This window comes from Limnovirga soli (assembly GCF_013106755.1).
In the GTDB taxonomy this organism is placed as follows: domain Bacteria; phylum Bacteroidota; class Bacteroidia; order Chitinophagales; family Chitinophagaceae; genus Limnovirga; species Limnovirga soli.
The window spans coordinates 343,649-363,790 of sequence record NZ_WHPF01000005.1 but is presented as its reverse complement, the minus strand read 5'-3'; the positions used below and the strand labels follow the sequence as shown (position 1 = coordinate 363,790).

The 20,142-nt window shown below is 37.3% G+C and carries 18 protein-coding genes; 3 read left to right on the top strand and 15 right to left on the bottom strand.

Going from position 1 to position 20,142, the window contains the following annotated elements:
- The first annotated feature begins 87 nt into the window (after positions 1-87).
- A complete protein-coding gene (locus tag GD597_RS08770; RefSeq protein ID WP_216368545.1) occupies positions 88-1,485 on the top strand; it encodes a glycoside hydrolase family 140 protein in 1,398 nt (465 codons plus the stop codon).
- 96 nt (positions 1,486-1,581) lie between these two features.
- Positions 1,582-2,307: a ferredoxin--NADP reductase gene (locus tag GD597_RS08765; protein ID WP_171607455.1), complete on the top strand. Its 726-nt coding sequence runs from the start codon at positions 1,582-1,584 to the stop codon at positions 2,305-2,307.
- Between the two features lie 5 nt (positions 2,308-2,312).
- On the opposite strand, the gene GD597_RS08760 is transcribed toward GD597_RS08765, so the two are convergent.
- Both GD597_RS08760 and GD597_RS08755 read right to left on the bottom strand, forming a co-directional pair.
- Positions 2,313-2,543, bottom strand: coding sequence for a hypothetical protein (locus tag GD597_RS08760; RefSeq protein WP_171607454.1), 231 nt, complete (start codon positions 2,541-2,543; stop codon positions 2,313-2,315).
- Between the two features lie 102 nt (positions 2,544-2,645).
- Complete coding sequence (locus tag GD597_RS08755; protein ID WP_171607453.1) at positions 2,646-4,091, bottom strand: glycine--tRNA ligase; 1,446 nt, start codon at positions 4,089-4,091, stop codon at positions 2,646-2,648.
- Between the two features lie 353 nt (positions 4,092-4,444).
- Between GD597_RS08755 and GD597_RS08750 the strand changes: the two genes are divergently transcribed.
- Complete coding sequence (locus GD597_RS08750) at positions 4,445-4,798, top strand: darcynin family protein (RefSeq protein WP_171607452.1); 354 nt, start codon at positions 4,445-4,447, stop codon at positions 4,796-4,798.
- Positions 4,799-4,827: 29 nt separating this feature from the next.
- Here the strand turns inward: GD597_RS08750 and rfbA are convergent, their stop codons facing one another.
- The 13 genes from rfbA to GD597_RS08685 form a co-directional block, all read right to left on the bottom strand.
- Positions 4,828-5,688, bottom strand: a complete 861-nt coding sequence (gene rfbA, locus GD597_RS08745) for a glucose-1-phosphate thymidylyltransferase RfbA (protein ID WP_171607451.1) — start codon at positions 5,686-5,688, stop codon at positions 4,828-4,830.
- Between the two features lie 3 nt (positions 5,689-5,691).
- The gene (gene rfbC, locus GD597_RS08740; RefSeq protein WP_171607450.1) at positions 5,692-6,243 is read right to left on the bottom strand and encodes a dTDP-4-dehydrorhamnose 3,5-epimerase; all 552 of its coding nucleotides are present in this window, start codon (positions 6,241-6,243) and stop codon (positions 5,692-5,694) included.
- Positions 6,244-6,364: 121 nt separating this feature from the next.
- Entirely contained in the window at positions 6,365-7,432 is a 1,068-nt protein-coding gene (gene rfbB / locus GD597_RS08735) for a dTDP-glucose 4,6-dehydratase (RefSeq protein WP_171607449.1), read from the bottom strand.
- A gap of 104 nt (positions 7,433-7,536) precedes the next feature.
- Positions 7,537-8,589, bottom strand: coding sequence for an NAD-dependent epimerase (locus GD597_RS08730; RefSeq protein ID WP_171607448.1), 1,053 nt, complete (start codon positions 8,587-8,589; stop codon positions 7,537-7,539).
- Positions 8,586-9,794 carry a glycosyltransferase gene (locus GD597_RS08725; RefSeq protein ID WP_171607447.1) on the bottom strand — a complete coding sequence of 403 codons (1,209 nt, stop codon included), beginning with the start codon at positions 9,792-9,794 and terminating at the stop codon, positions 8,586-8,588. Before GD597_RS08725 ends, GD597_RS08730 begins: the two co-directional genes overlap by 4 nt.
- Before the next feature lie 264 nt (positions 9,795-10,058).
- Complete coding sequence (locus tag GD597_RS08720) at positions 10,059-10,817, bottom strand: glycosyltransferase family 2 protein (RefSeq protein ID WP_171607446.1); 759 nt, start codon at positions 10,815-10,817, stop codon at positions 10,059-10,061.
- A gap of 27 nt (positions 10,818-10,844) precedes the next feature.
- Positions 10,845-11,570, bottom strand: a complete 726-nt coding sequence (locus GD597_RS08715) for a glycosyltransferase family 2 protein (protein ID WP_171607445.1) — start codon at positions 11,568-11,570, stop codon at positions 10,845-10,847.
- Entirely contained in the window at positions 11,567-12,739 is a 1,173-nt protein-coding gene (locus GD597_RS08710; protein ID WP_171607444.1) for a hypothetical protein, read from the bottom strand. Before GD597_RS08710 ends, GD597_RS08715 begins: the two co-directional genes overlap by 4 nt.
- Positions 12,714-13,559 (bottom strand): glycosyltransferase, encoded by an 846-nt coding sequence (locus tag GD597_RS08705; RefSeq protein ID WP_171607443.1) that lies wholly within the window; start codon positions 13,557-13,559, stop codon positions 12,714-12,716. The genes GD597_RS08710 and GD597_RS08705 overlap by 26 nt, the downstream gene beginning before the upstream one ends.
- 143 nt (positions 13,560-13,702) lie before the next feature.
- Entirely contained in the window at positions 13,703-14,599 is an 897-nt protein-coding gene (locus tag GD597_RS08700; protein ID WP_262888847.1) for a glycosyltransferase, read from the bottom strand.
- The gene (locus GD597_RS08695; protein WP_171607441.1) at positions 14,586-16,088 is read right to left on the bottom strand and encodes an oligosaccharide flippase family protein; all 1,503 of its coding nucleotides are present in this window, start codon (positions 16,086-16,088) and stop codon (positions 14,586-14,588) included. The genes GD597_RS08700 and GD597_RS08695 overlap by 14 nt, the downstream gene beginning before the upstream one ends.
- A gap of 196 nt (positions 16,089-16,284) precedes the next feature.
- Positions 16,285-17,331: a GumC domain-containing protein gene (locus GD597_RS08690; RefSeq protein WP_171607440.1), complete on the bottom strand. Its 1,047-nt coding sequence runs from the start codon at positions 17,329-17,331 to the stop codon at positions 16,285-16,287.
- 68 nt (positions 17,332-17,399) lie between these two features.
- Entirely contained in the window at positions 17,400-19,835 is a 2,436-nt protein-coding gene (locus tag GD597_RS08685; protein WP_171607439.1) for an SLBB domain-containing protein, read from the bottom strand.
- Between the last annotated feature and the right edge of the window lie 307 nt (positions 19,836-20,142).

Here is a 20,142-nt window from a genome sequence, read left to right as displayed (position 1 = left end):
ATACCGCTAGCAAAGCCAAATGAAAAAAAATCTATACATCACCACTTCAAAATTCAGCTAATAGCGTAATTTCTCTAAAAATATGTTATGAGACTTATTATCGTTTGCTTCCTTATGCTTTTGTTTGGCACATCTACACTTTCCCAAACCCTTTGGCAGCATGGTCCTTTAAAAATTAGTCCCAATCAGCATTATTTACAATTTACTGATGGAACGCCCTTTTTTTGGTTGGGCGATACCGGATGGGAATTATTTCATCGCCTTAATTTAACCGAAGCCAATGAATACCTCAGCAATCGAAGCCTTAGGGGGTTTAATGTAATACAGGCAGTGATACTTGCCGAGTTTGATGGTCTAAGAAAACCTAACCGAAATGGCGACATACCTTTTTATGATCTAAATCCCGAAAAACCCAACGAAAACTATTTTTTATATGTAGATAGTGTAATACACCTGGCAAAAGAAAAGAATTTGTTTATGGGTTTATTACCCACCTGGGGCGATAAAGTAACACAGCTTTGGGGAGAAGGTCCTGTTGTATTTAACCAATCCAATGCTTTTAACTATGGTTTGTTCCTTGGTAACAGATATAAAAACGAACCCAACATTATTTGGATTTTAGGTGGCGATCGGCCCGCCAAAAACGACAGTGCAGATTGGCGGCCTATTTGGAGTGCCATGGCAAAAGGTATTAAACAAGGCACAAACAATAATGCCATTTTTAGTTATCATCCCTGGGGCGGAGATTATTCCACCACCCAGTTTATGCCAGATGAGAAATGGCTCGATGTCAATATGTTTCAAAGTGGCCACGGTGGCGGACACGATGTACCTACATGGGAATTGGTTGATAGAGATAGAAAAATATTACCAATAAAACCAACGCTTGATGGGGAACCAAATTATGAAGACCACCCCGTAAACCCATGGCCCACATGGAACCCAGCAAACGGATACTATGATGATTATGATGTGCGCAAGCAATGTTACCGCTCTGTATTTGCCGGCGCATGTGGTGTAACTTATGGGCACCATTCGGTATGGCAATTTTATTCAGAAAGAGAACCAGTAATTAATTTTGCAAAAATGTACTGGCAACAAGCTATTACCAGGCCAGGCGCTACACAGGTGGGCTATTTGAAAAAACTAATGGAGTGCAGGCCAATGCTAAATCGAATTCCTGACGACAATATAATAGTAAGCGGACAAGGTACAAAAGAACAACATATGGTGGCTTTTAGAGCTGAAGACGGAAGTTTTGGAATGGTTTACTTACCCATTGGAAAACCAATTACAATAGATCTTTCCTTTATACAGCAAAGACAAATTCATGCCTGGTGGTTTAATCCTAAAAACGCAGCGGTTATTGATATTGGAAAAATAAATAGAAACAAAGCCAGTCAATTTACTCCACCATCAAATGGTATTGGTAATGATTGGGTATTGGTTTTAGATGAATTCAATAACACCTTCTCGATGCCATGAAAAAACATGAAGATGTAAAATATGCATAAAGATTATATTCATTAAAATCCATTCTCTTTTGCAATTGTCTTTGTATTTTCAATAAAATTTTATTCTATGCTGGAACCATGGCGTACAGGAAAAGTAATTGGTATAGAAAATATTACCTCTACCACCAGACGTTTTTTTATACAAATTCCTGAAATAGAAGTTTTTGATTTTATTCCCGGACAGTTTGTAACGCTTGATTTACCCATACACGAAAAGAAAAATAAAAGGTGGAGAAGTTATTCTATAGCTTCTGCTCCGGATGGAACCAATGTGTTTGAACTGGTAATTGTATTGTTGGAGGGCGGCGCTGGTACAACCTATCTTTTTAATGAAATTCAGGTAGGGTCCGAAATAATACTACGTGGTCCACAGGGCATATTTACTTTAAGCAGCCCAATAGAAAAAGACCAATTCTTTATTTGTACGGGAACAGGCATTGCACCCTTCCGCGCAATGGTGCATCATATTCACCGGCAAAACATACCTCATAAAAATTTGTACCTTATTTTCGGATGCAGAAAATTTGCTGATGCACTTTATTTTGATGAACTAACAGCACTTTCTAAAGAACTTCCTAATTTTCATTATTTGCCCACATTTTCAAGGGAGGAACCTCAGGAAGGAAAACTAACCGGATATGTACATAAAGTGTACGGGCAAATAATTGGCGAACACAAGCCAGAAGCCGACTTTTTTTTATGCGGATGGAAAAATATGATTGATGAAGCAAAGCAAAAAATTACAGAATTAGGGTACGATCGCAAAGCAATTCATCAGGAAATATACGGCTAACAGGACTAATGTATGTCTTTTCTTAATTGGCCTAATTGTTTCTCCAGCTCTAAAATGTGAGAATGGTTGGACAGCATTTCATTTTCTAATTTTACTACTCTTTTCTTATGCTTACTGGTTACACCAGCACGAATAAAATAGCCGGCCACAAAACCTACCACCATAGCTACACCAACAGTAACAATGGTGTAGGATGGAGAAGGAGAAATGGACAATAACTGTATCAAGTTGTTCATGGCAAGTATTTAAGGATTGTTTTATTTGAAACGAGGTTATTATTTTTTAATTATTTTATATAGACTATACTATCAGTTAAAAGTTTGAAAAAGGATCATTACTTAAAAAATTGCCTTTAAAATTTCATTCTTCAATTCACTCCTATGTATCCTTTGTTGTGTCATGGTATCACGGTTTCTTAAAGTAACAGTTCCATCTTCTTTTGTTTGATGATCAACCGTTACGCAAAAAGGCGTTCCAATAGCATCCTGTCGCCGATATCTTTTTCCTATAGCATCTTTTTCTTCATAAAAACAACGGAAATGTGGCTTACACTCTTCCATTAATTCTTTGGCCAATTCCGGTAAACCATCTTTTTTGGTGAGTGGAAATAAAGCCAGTTTAATAGGAGCAATTTTAGCCGGAATATGCATCACCACGCGGCTATCGGTACTACCATCCTCTTTGGTTATCGTTTCCTCTTCGTAGGAATTGCTCAATATCAACAAAAACATCCTGTCTAAACCTATGGATGTTTCAATAACATAAGGCACATAGTGCTGATTAATTTCCGGGTCAAAATAGGTCATCTTCTTGCCGCTAAACTTCTGGTGACTGCTTAAATCAAAATCAGTTCTGGAATGTATACCCTCTACCTCTTTAAAACCAAAAGGAAATTCATATTCAATATCCACTGCATTATCAGCATAGTGTGCTGGTTTTGCATGCACATGCCATTTATATTTTTCAGCTGGCAAGCCTAAGCTAAGGTGCCAGTTTAAGCGTTGTTCTCTCCAATATTCATACCATTCTTTTTGTGTGCCGGGTCTTACAAAAAACTGCATTTCCATTTGTTCAAATTCCCGCATACGAAAAATAAACTGGCGTGCAACAATTTCGTTTCTAAAAGCTTTACCGGTTTGAGCAATACCAAAAGGTATTTTCATTCTGGCCGTTTTTTGCACATTTAAAAAGTTTACAAAAATACCCTGTGCGGTTTCGGGCCTCAAATAAATAGTATCTGCCTCCTCAGCAACAGAGCCTAATTGTGTAGAGAACATCAGGTTAAATTGCCTAATCTCTGTCCAATTGCCGGTGCCACTAATAGCACAAACAATTTTATGATCATCAATCAACTGTTTTAAACCACTAAAATCATCCTTTGCCAATAAAGCTTCCATGGAAGCTAAAACGGCTTCGGCTTTTTCGGGGTTGCCTTTATCTTTTAACTGCTCCGCATAACCTTCAATCAGGTGGTCAACACGATAACGCTTTTTGCTGTCTTTATTATCAATCATCGGGTCGCTAAAATTATCTACGTGCCCGCTAGCTTTCCAGGTGGTAGGATGCATAAAAATTGCAGCGTCAATACCAACAATATTGTCGTGCATTTGCGTCATGCTTTTCCACCAATAGTCACGAATATTCTTTTTTAACTCGCTGCCATATGGGCCATAATCATATACGGCACTAAGCCCATCGTAGATTTCACTACTGGGGAAAACAAAACCATATTCTTTAGCGTGGCCAATAATTGCCTGAAACCTGTTGTCCTGTTGAATACTCATAAGTGTGCAAAGATAACAATACACCTTTTTCTATACAAGAGAGAATTTATGGTGTACCCGGCAAAGCAATAAAAGGCAACACCGCTTGCGTCGCACTCTTGTACGTTCATAACAAATGGCAGCAAAAGCAGCATAAATAATAAACTTTATCAGCGTGGTATTCTGTATTTTCTACAGCTGCCATAACAGTGGAACCCTGAACCGAGCGTGGCAAGCGGCGATGCCCATTGAGCATTGGCAGGCTCAATAAAACATATTATTTAAAAAAATGCAGATATGGTTAAGGGCAATACAAATCCCTGAAATGTTTTAAACCAAACAGGCACGCAGCTGTTATATTACAAATTATTTTTATGAAATATCAGGTTTTGCTATTATTAAAAGCTACACCTAAATGGCAGGCTTTATCAAAAGCATACAGAGAAAAAACGTTTACCGATGTGGTGTATCCCTTATTTCAAAGCTTTTCAGCAACATTAAATATTCAGGTATTTAGTTCAGAAGCTTTTCATGCCACTATTTCGGATGTACTAAATATTGAAACAGACAATATTCAGGCCTATTACCAGTTTTTGCAGGATTTAAAAGGTTCCAGAATTATTAGCGAGGAGTATTTTGAAATTCACGACATTATTGTGGGTATTGAAAATGGCTTTAGAAAGTTTAACGAGGAAGCAAGGTTGAATAAGGCATTGGTATTAAATTAAAAAGCCCGGTTTAGCCGGGCTTTTTTTCTTTATTGTTTTATTCGTTTCAGGTATTCTCCATACCCGCTTTTGGCATAAATAACTGCCAGTGCCATTAATTGATCGTAGTTAATAAAACCCATGCGGTAGGCTACTTCTTCAATACAACCTACTTTTTGCCCTTGTCTTTTTTCTATTACGCGTACAAACTCTGTAGCATCGTGCAGGGAATCAAAAGTACCTGTATCCAGCCAGGCTACTCCGCGGTTCATTACACCTACCTGTAATTTCTTTTGTTCCAGGTATACACGGTTAACATCGGTAATTTCATATTCGCCGCGGGCAGATGGTGCAATATTTTTGGCTATTTCTACAACATTATTATCGTAAAAATATAAACCCGGTACTGCATAATTCGATTTTGGCTGCAGCGGTTTTTCTTCAATAGATAGCGCTTTAAAATTGGCGTCAAACTCAACCACACCATATCTTTCGGGGTCGTTAACTTCATAGGCAAAAATAGCGGCACCGTCTACATCGTTAAAAGATTGTACCAGTTTGCTAAAGCCCGAACCATAAAAAATATTATCGCCCAGTATTAATGCAACTTTATCGTTGCCAATAAAACTTTCGCCAATTACAAAAGCTTGTGCCAGCCCATTGGGTACAGCCTGCACGGCATAAGTAAAAGAACAGCCTACCGCACTGCCATCGCCCAACAATCGCTGAAACTGCGCAGAGTCGTCGGGTGTAGTAATAATCAATATTTCTTTTATACCTGCCAGCATTAATACAGAAAGCGGATAATAAATCATCGGCTTATCATATACCGGCATAATTTGTTTGCTGATGGCTTTGGTAATAGGGTACAACCGTGTACCCGAACCGCCGGCTAAAATAATTCCTTTCATAGTTTACAAGGTTTTCATGATGTCGTTAAATAATGGATTTTGTTGGTCTTTCTCACTTAATATCATTTCTGCAGATGGTATCTTCCAGTCAATATTTAGTGTAGTGTCGTTATACATAATGCCACTTTCGGCTTGTTTATTGTAAAAATTATCGCATTTGTAAAAGAAAACTGCTCTTTCACTTAATACTACAAAACCATGAGCAAAGCCACGTGGTACAAAAAACTGGGTACGCGATGTAGCAGATAATTCTATAGCTACATATTGGCCAAGTGTTGGAGAATCTTTTCTAAGGTCAACGGCTACATCTAAAACAGTGCCTTCTAATACCCTAACCAATTTGGCCTGTGCATGTTCACCTTTTTGAAAATGTAAACCACGCAACACCCCTTTGGTAGAGGCAGACTGGTTGTCTTGTACAAATCTGGTATTTAATCCGGTAAGTTCGTTAAACTTTTGTTCGTTAAAACTCTCAAAAAAATAGCCACGGCTGTCTTCAAAAACCGTGTCGTGTATAATGTAGCAATCTTTCAGGGCTGTTTGTTCAATTTTCATAGTTATAAATTTTATGGGCCAGGGTATATAAAATAAATGAAGCTTTACTTGCGTCGCACTCTTCAGCGCCAGCAATTCTTTGGGCCTTTATGGTGTACAAATTAACTGGCAACAAAAAATGTTATCCTTTATTGTATTGGTTTTCGTAGTAATGCTGGTAATCTCCGCTGGTTACATTTTCCAGCCAGGCTTTATTATTTAAAAACCAGTCAATAGTAGCACTTAAACCCTGTTCAAATGTTACTGATGGCGACCAGCCTAACTCTTTATTAATTTTTGTGGCATCAATGGCATAACGTAAATCATGGCCCGGCCTGTCTGTTACATAACTAATCAATTGTTCGCTCTCACCTGGTATCCTACCCAGCTTTTCGTCCATTTGGGTACAAAGCAATTTAATCAGGTCAATATTTTTCCATTCGTTAAAGCCACCAATATTATATGTCTCGTGGTTTTTACCATTATGAAATACCGTATCAATAGCCCGGGCATGGTCAATTACATATAACCAGTCGCGGGTATTTTCTCCCTTACCATAAACAGGCAAAGGTTTTTTATTAATGATATTATTAATAAACAATGGAATTAATTTCTCCGGAAAATGGTTCGGACCATAGTTATTGGAACAGTTGGTAAGTACATAATGTAAGCCATAGGTTTCGCCATAGGCCCTAACAAAATGATCAGATGATGCTTTACTGGCAGAATAAGGCGAGTTAGGCGAATAAGGTGTGGTTTCAGTAAATAAACCCTCTTCGCCCAGGGTACCATACACTTCATCAGTAGAAACATGATAGAACCGGTGCTTCTCATATTCTCCCTTCCAAACATCTTTAGCAGTTTGCAACAGATTTACGGTACCAACAATATTGGTATAAATAAAATCCATTGGCGAAAGAATAGAACGGTCAACATGCGATTCTGCAGCCAGGTGAATTACATCAGTAATGCTGTGTTTGGCAAAAATGTCTTTTATTGCAGCTAATTCAAGAATATTGGCTTTCTCAAAAAAATAATTAGCGCTTTGCTCAATGTCCTTCAGGTTTTCAAGATTGCCTGCGTAGGTAAGGGCATCAAGATTAATAATTTTGTACTGTGGATATTTGGTAACAAAAAGCCTTACCACGTGAGAACCAATAAAACCGGCACCTCCGGTAATTAAGATGTGTTTTTCAAATGCACTTTGCATGATAAATATTGAATTTTTGGGTTAATGGAATTGGAGCCCAACAGCTGGCAGAAGATGGTACGGATTAGGTTACATAAAACTGCTATTGCTAAGCGAATATAAATCTACTCAATTTTATGATATTCCTTATACCATTTTATAAATTTTTCTACACCAGTCTCAATTGAAGTAGCAGGTTTATAACCTGTATCTTTTACCAAATCGCTCACATCGGCATAGGTAGAAGTAACATCGCCGGGTTGCAAAGGCATAAATTCTTTTACTGCTTCCCTGCCTAATTGGGTTTCTATGGCACTAATAAAATCCATTAATTTAACGGGGGCATTATTGCCAATATTATAAATTTTATAAGGTGCACTCGAAGAAGAAATATCCGAGCCGTTTTTAGACCAGCTATCATTTCGGCCGGGTGCATTATGCAAAACCCGCAATACACCTTCTACAATATCATCTATAAACGTAAAATCACGTTTCATATTACCATTATTAAAAACCTGTATAGGCTTACCCTCGGTAATGGCCTTGGTAAAAATAACCGGGGCCATATCAGGCCGGCCCCATGGACCATAAACCGTAAAAAACCGTAAACCCGTAGTAGGCACATTAAATAAATGGCTGTATACATGGGCCATAAGCTCATTGCTTTTTTTACTGGCCGCATACAATGAAATGGGGTGATCTACATTCTGTTGGGTAGTAAAAGGAATACTATCATTTAAGCCATAAACGCTGGAACTGCTGGCATAAACAAAATGTTTGGTTTTGTATTCCCTGCAACAATCCAGCATATTGGCAAAACCCACGATATTGCTGTTAATATAAGCTTCGGTATTTTCCAGGCTATAACGCACCCCCGCCTGTGCGGCCAAATGAATAACATAATCAATATTATGCATATCAAATATGTTTAACAGGGCGGCTTTGTTTTCTATTTTTAAATAGTAAAAAGTATAATTGCCACATTTGCTTATAGCGGGTGTGTTGTAGTTTATAGTTTTTATATCTATACCTGCTGCAGCTAATCTATCATATTTTAATTGTGTATCGTAATAATCATTAATACTATCTATACCCACCACCGAATGGCCTTCCTTTATTAAACGATTGGCTACATGAAAGCCAATAAACCCTGCACTGCCTGTTACTAGAATATTCATTTGTTGTTTTTATGTGAGGCGCTAATACAACCAGCATACAGGTTTTTAAAAGCGTCTACTTCGTTTTGCCTTGAAAATTTGTTTTTGGCAAAATTATATCCTTTTTGGCCCATGCTTATACGCAGGCTATCATTTTCAACAAGCATTAGTAATTTCTTCACATAGGCTTCACTTTCATATCCATCAATAAGAAAACCAGAAACACCATCGGCAAAAGTATCTGCCACCCCACCTGCATTGGCTGCTACCACCGGTTTGGCGCACATTTGGGCTTCTATAAGGCTAAGTGGTGTACCCTCATTTAAAGAAGTTAGGGTAATAATATCCATGCCATGCAAAACTTCTGTAACCGGCGATACCCAGGAAGTAAATATTACCTGCGCTTTTAAATTACTATTGCCATTACACCAAAAAATGCCGGCACTGTTTAGTTGCTGCTGCAAAGCCAATTTCTGTTCCCCATCTCCAATAAAAAAGAATTTTACTGGTTGTTTTACTTTGGGCAATAAACCGGTTATAATTTCAACAAACAGACTATAATTTTTTACCGGCACCATACGCCCAATTACTGCAATGGCCACACAATCAGTAGCAATATTGTAATAATGCCTGGCTGTATTGCGTAAGTAAGCCGCATTTTCTGTTGCCAAAAAGTCGGGTACACCCAGTGGAATTAATACTGTTTTGGAGGGCGATACAATAGCATACTGCTCCGTTATTTCCCTTTGTTGTTTAGTACTTAGTACAATAAGCTTATTGGTAATTTTTGCCAATAACCTTTCAAACCGGATAATACCGGCAGAGATAAAATTATTATAATAAGAATGAAATAAATGGCCATGAAAAGTATGGATTATTACGGGTGTACCAGCCATCCAAGCGGAAAGCCTGCCTGTTAACCCTGGTTTTGACCCGTGGGTATGTACAATAGATGGCGCATAATTTTTTATAATACGATATAATGCTATGAATGCGCGTATATCGTGCAGCGGATTTATGCTGCGTTTAAGAGCGGGTATTTTTGTAAAACTAAGGCCGGTAGTGTTGGTATCATCAATGGTATAATCTTCCTCATCTTTCTCTTTTTGCCCATGAATAATCATAATATCATATTCCTCTGTAAGGCTTGCCGCCAGCGGTATGGTATCAATAGATTGTCCGCCAACTACCAGGCGGTTTAGTATAATTATTATACGGGGTTTCACTGTTGGATACGGGTTAATTTTTCCAGTTATTTTTTTGAACCAGTCAATAGAATAGTTATGTAGCTGTACTTGCGTCGCACTCTTGTGCGGTTGGTTGGTTACTGAACAATATGTTGCTGCAGCCTAATTTGGGTTTTGCTCACAAGGTACAGCAAACAGCAAGCATGTATTTTGTATTTCAATTGCCGGTTATAGCCCCAATCCCTGAAGTGTGCGACGCAAGAGGCGATGCCATTTGTACCAAAGCCGGGCTAACAATAGCTTTTATTCTAATTTTCGTCTAAACAAAAACTGCGGAATTTTAATAACAGGTTTTAGCAATCTAAAAAATACAGGAGGAGTTAAGCCATTAACCAACCATGCTTTTTTATCTTCCAGATTGGCTTTTAGTCTGTTTTTTAAACTGGCATTACCCTGGCCACCATCGCTCATGCAAACCAGTAATTTTGGTAAATAGTGCAGGGTAATATTGTTTTTATAAATAAGCCGCAACATAAGCTCATAATCGGCCGATGTTTTAAAGCTGGTATTAAAAGTGCCATAGCTTTTGTAAATAGTGGCTTTTACAAAAAAGGCGGGATGTGGAGGCATCCAACCATATTTCATTTTATACCTTTTAAAATTACCTGCGTGCCAGTAGCGGATAATTTTTGAAGTATTGTGCCGTTTTACATAAACAATATCGCCATAAACAGCATCGGTATTTGCCGAGAACCGGTTTAATACCTGTTCAAGCACCTGTTCATCTTTATACACATCATCGCTGTTTAAGATGCTGATGATATCACCGGTGGCCAATTGCAGGCCTTTGTTCATAGCATCGTACAACCCCTTATCGGGTTCTGAAATAAACTGATGTATTGCAGATGAATAGCGTTGAATAATAGTTTTTGTATTATCAGTAGAATTACCGTCTACAATAATATATTCTATGTTTTTATGGGTTTGCGATAGCACACTTTTAATGGTGTTTTCAATGGTGGCTTCGCTATTATAGCAAACGGTGATAATACTAACTTTCATATGCTTTTATTATAGATCCAATAGCGTTTATGATTGGCGGTGTTTATTTTTTCTGATAAGCAGCAACGGCAGATATCGAATGGTATTAAAGCGAAACTGTAATTTTTTGCCAAGGCTAAAAGGCGATTTTTGCGATGTTACAGAAGCATTGCCCATATGCCTGCGATATAAAAGTAATTTTTGTGGTATGAAACAGGATGTATAAAAAAGATCTGTTACAAAGCCAAGCCAAATATCGTGTTGCGGTATATGTTTTGGAAAAGGCAATGCTATTGCTAGTATATCTTTTCTAAAAGCCATACAACAACCAACATATCTGTTTCTTATAAAATTGGGTATTAAGCCCGGCTTTGATTGATACAGGCTAAACATAGATGGCTGTATCACCTCTAATTGCTGGTTTACAATGCTGCAATCAGCCACCACCATATCGCAGTTGGTTAAATATTGTAAACAGGTGTTTACTTTATCAGGCAACCAGATATCATCCTGATCGGCTAAAAAAATAAAATCACCTGAAGCTTGTTGAAGCCCGTTTTCAAAATTGCCGATAGCGCCTTTTTTTTGTTGGTTTTGTATTAGGCGGATGCAGGGATCGTTATAAGCTTTTATGATGGCAATGGTATTATCTGTAGAGCCATCATCAGAAATAATGAGTTCGCTATCATCGGGTAACTGACTTAGTATAGAATCAATCTGCTCTTTTATAAATGCTGCCCCATTATAGGTGGCCATAACTACTGAAATGCTCATGCGTTATGTTTTTTTAAAACGCTAAAACATACTATGGTAAGCATAATTAAATTCATGCCAATTGAATTGGTTAAATATGGATTGGTTAACGATTCAAAATAAGTAAAATAGGCAGATAGCAAAAAGGGCCTGGCAAAAGCTTCGTTTTCGGGATAGCACTTTTTGATATTGATATAACCAAGGGTAATATAAGCCAGTATGGCCAGCCAGAATATTATGCCAATAATCCCTTGCTTATGAAATATTTCCAGGTAATTAATTTCGAGATGATTATCCCTTACCGGCACACCTTCTCCAAAACCATGACCAATAAAAAAGGAAGGCAAATCTATTCTATCGTAAACCTGTTGTATTTGTGTGGTTCTAACATAATCCGATTCAGTTCTATCGAACGATAGACTAACATAATACTGGTTAAAAAAAACAACAGCAATAATACTGATGAACAAAATACCCATGCTTTTTACCAGGTTACCAAAAAAGAAATTATAAATAATACCGGTTAAAAAAAGGGCAACAAAAAAGCCACGGCTAAAAGTGAAGAATATGGCAGTTAGCATCATAAGCTGCAATAGCCATTTTAATACAAAGCGTTTATCTAATAACCAAAAATAAATGCCTACACATAAATAAATAAAACCCTTGTACCAAAATGCACCTGTGCCACGCCCCATTATATCTTCGTTACCAGCAACTGCATAATACACCGTTAAAAAAGGAACAATTTTAAAAACAATTAAAAGCAATACAATAAGATATACAACAGCCAATATTACGGCTGATATTTTAAGAATGTCTATTACCCGCTCCACCTGATGTTTATTGTTTATAAATAATGCATAAAAGGGAAGTAATAAAAAAAAGGATTGCATCAGGAAATTTTCGTAGACCCGAACATCATTACCATAGTGTAATAAACCAATAAAGGCGCTGGTGCCAATTAATGCAAGAAAGGCCCCGGTTATGAGCAGGATATCTGATTCAATTTTATTTTTAAAATAATAAATAAAAAAGCAGATACCCATAGCAATTACAAAATCAACTTTTCTTAAGCTAACTGCGCCTTCTTTAATAAAGCCACCTGAACCACCAATACATACTTCCAGTAAAAACAGGTAGAAGAATAACTGTAATAGCGAAAACCTATTTCTTGAATAAACGGGTAGCATGTTGTAAAAAGCTGAGTTGCTTGTATTGAACAGTTAATTTAAGTCCGCGTAAAAAAGCCCACCACAACGCTAACCAACTTTTTGCTTTTACCGCAAACAACCGGGTAGATACAATATAAGCTGCATAGCGGCTTAGTACTTTAGCGGGGTCAGTATCAGAAAAACTGGATAGCTGGTGCTGATTAACGCAGTTGAGTACAAATAAAGTGCTGTAATGGATTTTAAATTGTTTTATAAAATAATGATCACTGTAATCCATTTTAAAATTTTCATCGTATCCACCAATATGCTGAAAGGCTGCCAATTGAATTATTAAACCACTATTAATTAAGCTATAAGCCTTTGCCTTATGTATGCCCGGAATAATTGACGGTAAAATAAATGAACGGCCCAGCATAAATCGTGATGGAGAGAGGATAATTTTATTGTATTGTACAATAGGGCAAAACAAACAAATATTTGGTTGCTGGTTTATTTGCAGCAGGGCTTCCGAAAAAAAATTCTGATGCAGGCTGGTATCCTGATCTAAAAACAATAGCCATTCTTTCTTATTAATTGCTGCCAATGAAGCAGCTGTATTATATGCTTTTGAAACACCAGGGTTACTTGCATCGTGTATATAGTGTATATCCAGATAAGGAGTGGCTGTTTGTTGATGTTGTATTTCGGCAGTCTGACTGGTTTCGCTGTTATCGTATACTAAAATGCTGGTGCGTATTGTTTTGTTTACTGTTTGTAATAATGAATGAAAGCTAACAGACGATTTTAATGCTTGTTTATATAATACAATGCAAATAAGAAAATTCGATTCGTTGATCATATTATTTTCTGAGTCCTTGCTGGTTGCTTACTAAAAAATTTTGTATGGGCTATTAAAAGCTGCTTTGCATTCTTTTGTACAAGTGTGCGACGCAAGTAAAGCCGGATAATAGTTCGAAAGCCTGGCTACATATTTCTGAAATACTATTTAATGCCAACCATTTTATGGATAAGGTATTTCATACATTTTTGCATTATATGGTTTTGCATAAAAGGTATTCTGGCCAAGCCAGTAAAATAGCGCAGGGTTTGCTGTTGCTGTGGCTTAAGCCTGTTGTTATATAATTGCTTAAACGCCCGGGCCTGTTGTATATGTTTGATAAAATCCGGATTAGATTTTACGGTGTTAAAAAACCTGGATTGTAAAGATAATTTTGCTTTTTGAGTTACACTATTATTGTGCGCCCTGTATAAAACTGTTGGTGTATCTAAACTGTAAAATTGTCCAAAACTGTAGGCAATTAATGCTATCCAATGGTCGTGCAAAATGGCTTCATAGGGCATTTTATTTATTTCCTGTGCCATTGCTTTGTTAATGAGTGTACTGCAACCGGTAATTACATTATTAAAAAGCACATTGGCAAAAGATGTTTGCTGCGGATATATGCCATAATATTTCCAGAACGAAGCTTGTATGATTTGGTTGTTATTATTGATTAAACTAAGATCAGTAAAAACAACGGCTGGCAATTGTGTAGGTAATAATTGCATTTGTTGCATACATATATCCAACTTATTGGGTAGCCAAATATCATCCTGATCGCAAAAGGCAATATAATCTCCGGTACAATAGCTTACTAATTTTCTAAATGTATATAGCGGTCCTTTGTTTACCTCGTTTTTATAATAATGAATAGGAATATTGGGCGATACAAACTGCTGAATAATGTTTGCCGAATCATCGGTAGAACAATCATCCAATATAATAATTTCAGTTGCAGGGTATTGTTGTTGCAGCAAAGAATCGAGCTGCTGTTTTAAATACGCTTCGCCATTATAAACTGCCATGGCTACCGATATTCGCTGCTTAATTGCCGGCATTAACGGGTTGCGTTTTGTTTTTTAATAGCGATACAATATCCAGTTGTTTTAAAAAGGTAAAATAGATGGTTACCATAAAGCCAGCAACTAACAAGCTATTGGCAGTGTAATTCCAAAAGTTGTCTTTTATAAAAACCGGTATAATATACATAGCAACAAGTAATGTGGCCAATACACTAAACGCAATTTTTAAATTGCTGTCAATTAAACTAGTAAAGCCAATTTTATTTAGTTGCTGATATACCAATATGGTATATAAAGATCCGGCTGCCGTGGCAATAATAATGGCAATAATAATTCCGATACCCGAAAAATAATAGCCCAATATTACCCCCAGTAATGCATTTACAACGGCCATAATAATATGGCTAACAATTAGCGTATTTAAATTACCAACCGACATAAACGTGAAATAAGCTGGTATATTTAGCAGGTTTATAAAAAAGGAAATCCCCAAAAGTTGTAGTACCGTTACAAAAATGGGTTCGTAATGGCCAATCCAAACATTGGAAATAATACCGGCAGCCAGCGCCAACATGCCAATACCACTTAATGAAATAAAACAAACCAGATATAAGGTTTTACTGTAAAAAGCGCTAACGCTTGCTTCTTTGTCTTTGGCCAGTGAAATAATTACGGGTATTAAACTTTGGTATGCATTTGCTACTACACCTTTTAATTGCATTAATAAGCGATTGGCCATTTCGTAATATCCGGTTATAGCAAGTCCGCCATATTTTGCCAATAAACCTTTGGTTAATGGTTCGTTTAACATGGAGGCAAAAGATATAAACTGGAACTTAATGCTATAGGCGTAAATATCTTTAAATATGCTTTTATCCCAGTTCCATTTAAAAGGGTTGTATTGTAACCTTTGCGCAACTACCAGCAGGCAAATGCTAAGTGAATAAATGGATTGCGCCAGTTGCGCATAAGCCAATCCTTTAAAACCAAACCTGTTTACCAGTAAAATTGATAAAATCAGCAGCAGTACCGATGACGTAGAAAAGATAATATTTCTGATATAATTTTTTTGTGTACCATCCAGTATAGAAGCATATACACCACCTACTGCATTTACAATAAAACATAAAATAGAAAATGGAAGAATAGCCATTGCATCGCCAATGTATTTGGCATCAATAATATTGTGTAAAATATAACCGGCAAAAGGGTATAAAACTGCGCAAATAAATACAAATAAAACTACCATTATAATGGTGGCCGTAAAGGTTAAACGATGCAATTTTGTTTTATCTGCATCGCCCACATAAATGGCGGCAAAGCGCACAACCGAGGTAGTAACACCGGCATTGGCAAGGCTTGCAATGGAAGAGGTAGATAATACTACAGACCATACACCCAATAATTCTATACCAATACTTTTAAGTAAAAATTTATATAAAAAGAAATATACCAAACCCACCAATACCACCTGGCCAGCTGAACTAAACACATTTAGCAAAACCATTTTTTTATTTTGAAGCATACATATTTTTAATAACCGGCAAATTAAAATAGCTGCCTGTTGTTATAGTGCACAAGAGTGCGACGCAAGTAAAGTTTATAAAAGCTTACATGCCGGGCCCATTCTTCTTTGTATTATTGGCCAGGCATTGGTAGTACTATTGGGCTTTACTTGCGTCGCACACTGCACCGTTTTAAATAAAGCCAGGCAAAAAATATTATTTTTTTGAAAGCCTTTTTACATTAAGAATTACCAGCAGTAAAAAGGTAAACAAAATGGCAAAAATAATTCCGGTAAATAGCTTACTGTATTTTACCACTTTTAACGGCAGTATGGGCTCATCAATAATTTGAATTAATGGGGTTTCGCGCAGTAAATTAAATTTAGCCAGCTCCAGGTTTTTTAATAATTCGCCATAGGCGGTGGCCAGCACGGTAATATCAGTTTGTTTACGTTGAATGCCAACGGTAGGCAATTGTAATGCAGGGTTTAAATTGGCATCGTTTAATGCCGCCCGGCCATATAATGCCGCATTATATGCCCGTTGAATAGAATCTGTTCTTTGCTGTAAAATAGTAACTGTTTGTTGTGCCCTTTTTGTTTTGGTTAGAATATATAAATCTGATACCTGTGCCATTACTTCTTCGGCAAATGCTTTTGAAAATAATTCGCTTTCGCTTAAACAAGTTACTTTATAAATGCCCAGCTTTTCATCGGGCTGCGTAACCATTAAGGCTTCGGTTTGAATTTTATTGATTACCAATAATAATACACTATCCTGTAAACGGTTAAACGTAGAGGGGTCCTGCTTAACAGGAAAAGACACATTTTTTAATAAGGGCGATTTACTAAATGATTTGTACATGCCGTTTGCATCCAGATAAATATTTAATAAGCGCTCCTGTTTGTTGTTAACCGGCACTGTTTTTAATAAACTGTTGGTAATAATTTTTTGCGACTTAATTAATGCCAACACATTTTCGCCAGAAAAAGCACTGCTTTTACCACCAAGATTAAAGCCAAACTGCGAAGCAATACCCAACAATGCACTGCTGCTTTGGGCATCCTCATCTGTAGAAAAGGTAAGGTTGGCTTCATATTTAATAGGCTGTATCCATGCGTAAGCAATACCTAGTAATGCGCCGCCAATACCCACCACAAGAATGATGAGCCATTTAGACAAAATAAACCTGTATTGCCTTTTTATAATTTCGGCAACATCACTAAAAGTAATTTCTTTTAAAGAGCTGGTATCGTTACTCATTACGCTATAAATTAAAAGCCCTTGGTTGTATTATTTATAAGTTTTAAAAAAACCTGCAGATACAAAGGCTATTTTAAACTATTAATTAAGGCAATTGCCACTGCAGCCAGAGAAGCAATTGTAGATGAAATACTAATAATTTCAGTGGTACTTAGCCTGTTCTTTCTATCTGGAATTCTTGGAATAAATATTTCGTCGCCGGCATTGATTTTGGGATAAGTAGTAAAAAACAAAAATGTTTTTACTTTTCTGGCACTGCCATTTGCACCTAATACAAATGCTTTTTCCCTAACGGCCGAACTTGAGTAACCTCCTGCTTTGCTTACATAGTATTTCATGTTTTTATTTTCTTCAAAAGCAAATTGAGTTGGGAATAGCACTTCGCCCCTTACTTTAACTGCCTGGTTTTTCTTTGGGACAAAGATTAGGTCTCCGTTTTCTAATATTAAATCGTTGGTAATGCCTGGCGATTTCATTACTTCATTCAGGTCTATCCCAATTAAATCGTATGGTTTTACAGATTCTTTTGAAAGAGAATCTGCGTTTGTACTGTCTTTAATTTGAGAGCTTACCAGTTTTTCTACTTTACTGGCTTTTATTTCAGTTTGCGCATCAATAAGGTTTAATCTTTTTAGTGATGCACCGGCAGGGTAAGCCGTGTTTTTAATACCGCCGGCACGGGTAATAATATCGCTTAATTTTTCGTCGTTAGAATTAATCACATAGGCACCGGGGTACATTACTTCTCCCTGTACAATTACTGTACGCTGAGTAAAGTAGCCGGGGTTGTTTCTCACAATTACTACATCAAAAGGTTGTAAATAAAAATTTTCATCATTTTTCAGTAAATCTTTATCAGTATCTATCTGAACAATTTTGGCTATTTCGGTAGAGGCGCTGTTTATAGAGGCGTCAGTAACCCTGCGTGCAATTTCAATTCGTTTACCGGTTGCTGCTTCTGTAAATCCTCCTGCCTGGTAAATAAGGTCTTTTATGCTGGTGCTATCTTTAAAAGTATACACTCCTGGTGTTCTTATTTCGCCCTGTATAGAGAATGTATAATTTTCGTGTAAATCCGTTATGGGGGTAATAGTAATAACATCTTCTTTTTGTAAAACAATATCTGTTTCAGTACCAGCCATTATAGCACCTGTATTAAAAGAAATTATTTGTGGGGTAAGGTTGTTTTGTAAACGGGTAATAATACCTCTGTTTAAAAAGGCGTCTTCCCTAAGCCCATCTGCCGCTATAATTAATTGTTTTAAAGTCATATTTTCTGAAAGGGCATAATCTCCGGGCCGCATTACCGCTCCATTAATTTGAATGCGGTTTGCATATCGGCTAAGTACTTTACCAATATTAATTGAGTCGCCACCGTTTAATAAAAAGGTACCAAAGTTGTTTTGCTGTACATCTGCCACACTTTTTTCCTTATCGGTTAAGCGGGTAATTTTTACAGCACTTTTATAGGCAGAGTCAGTAAATCCGCCAGCAGCTTCTAAAACTTTTTGCAGGGTTTCGCCACTCATAATTTCAAAAATACCGGGCCGTTTTGCTTCTCCGCCTACAATTACTCTTGCATCGTAATAGGGTATGCGTATCACATCCTGATCCATTAAACGCAGATTACCTTGCAGGCTGCCGTTTAACAGAAAGCTGTATAAATCAATAGTGCTGATTATTTTATTATTTCTTATTAAACTTATTTTACGGAATGAGCCATTATCATCCGGACCGCCACAAGCATATAAAGCATTAAATACAGTGGCAAGAGATGACACCGTGTAGGTGCCCGGCTTTTTTGCCTGGCCAATAATGGTAACTTTTATGCTTCTGATATTGCCCAGCGCAACCTGTATTTTAGTTCCGCCGCTGGCTATGGCTTTATAAATGGTAGCTGCCAGGCGGGCTTTAATTTTTGCACTTGCTTCTTCAACCGATAAACCAGCTACGGCAATCGGACCAGCATTGGGAATATAAATACTGCCCTCGGTATTTATTCTAAGGTTGTATCTGGTTTCAGAAAGGCCATATACATTAATAGTTAATTCATCATCGGGACCCAATACATAGTTTGCCGGTGTAGCCAGGCGTAAATTGGGTTCAAAAGATAAGGAGGTATTATTAAAAATATCTGCTCCAAAAATGCGCTTGTTATAGGTATTGGCAGCCTCTTTTATGGTATTATCGTTTTGTTTTCTGCCATATCCACTGGTATCAGCTGAATTGTTAGGTGCAGCAATAGATTTTTGGCCGCTGCTTAATGCCAATACCCTTTTTTGTAATTTTTCAATTTCTTCTCTGGGCATTCCTTTAGAAGCGGCAATTTGTGCAGCCTGCTCAACAGATACACCGGCTTGTTGCAGCCGGCTGTAGTAGTAAACAATTTCTTCGTCGCTAAGTTTGTCAACATTAATTTGTCTTAAATCATTTTGCATCAGCTGTTGTGCAACGGCTGCAAACGAAATAAGTAATATCGCTATTAAAAAAAACAGTTTTCTCATTGTGAAATTTAAATAATCGTTATTGTATAAGACTGCTATCGTTGTTTAGCTGCAGCACCGTATGTTTAATTAAGAAGCGCTAGTGTTTATAAAATTCTTCCCGGCAAATATAAGCTAACTACCAGCTATATGATAAGTGCTGTTGTATAGCAAATGTTGGGGCAGTGGGCATTAGAAATATTTGTGCGGTGGTTGCGGCTATCCGTTACTACTCCGCCACCCCCCTAACCCCCTTGCAGGGGGAACCGCCAGCGCTGCAACTGCTTCAGCGGGGTATACACTGCTATCCGCCTGCCTTTGGGCTTTG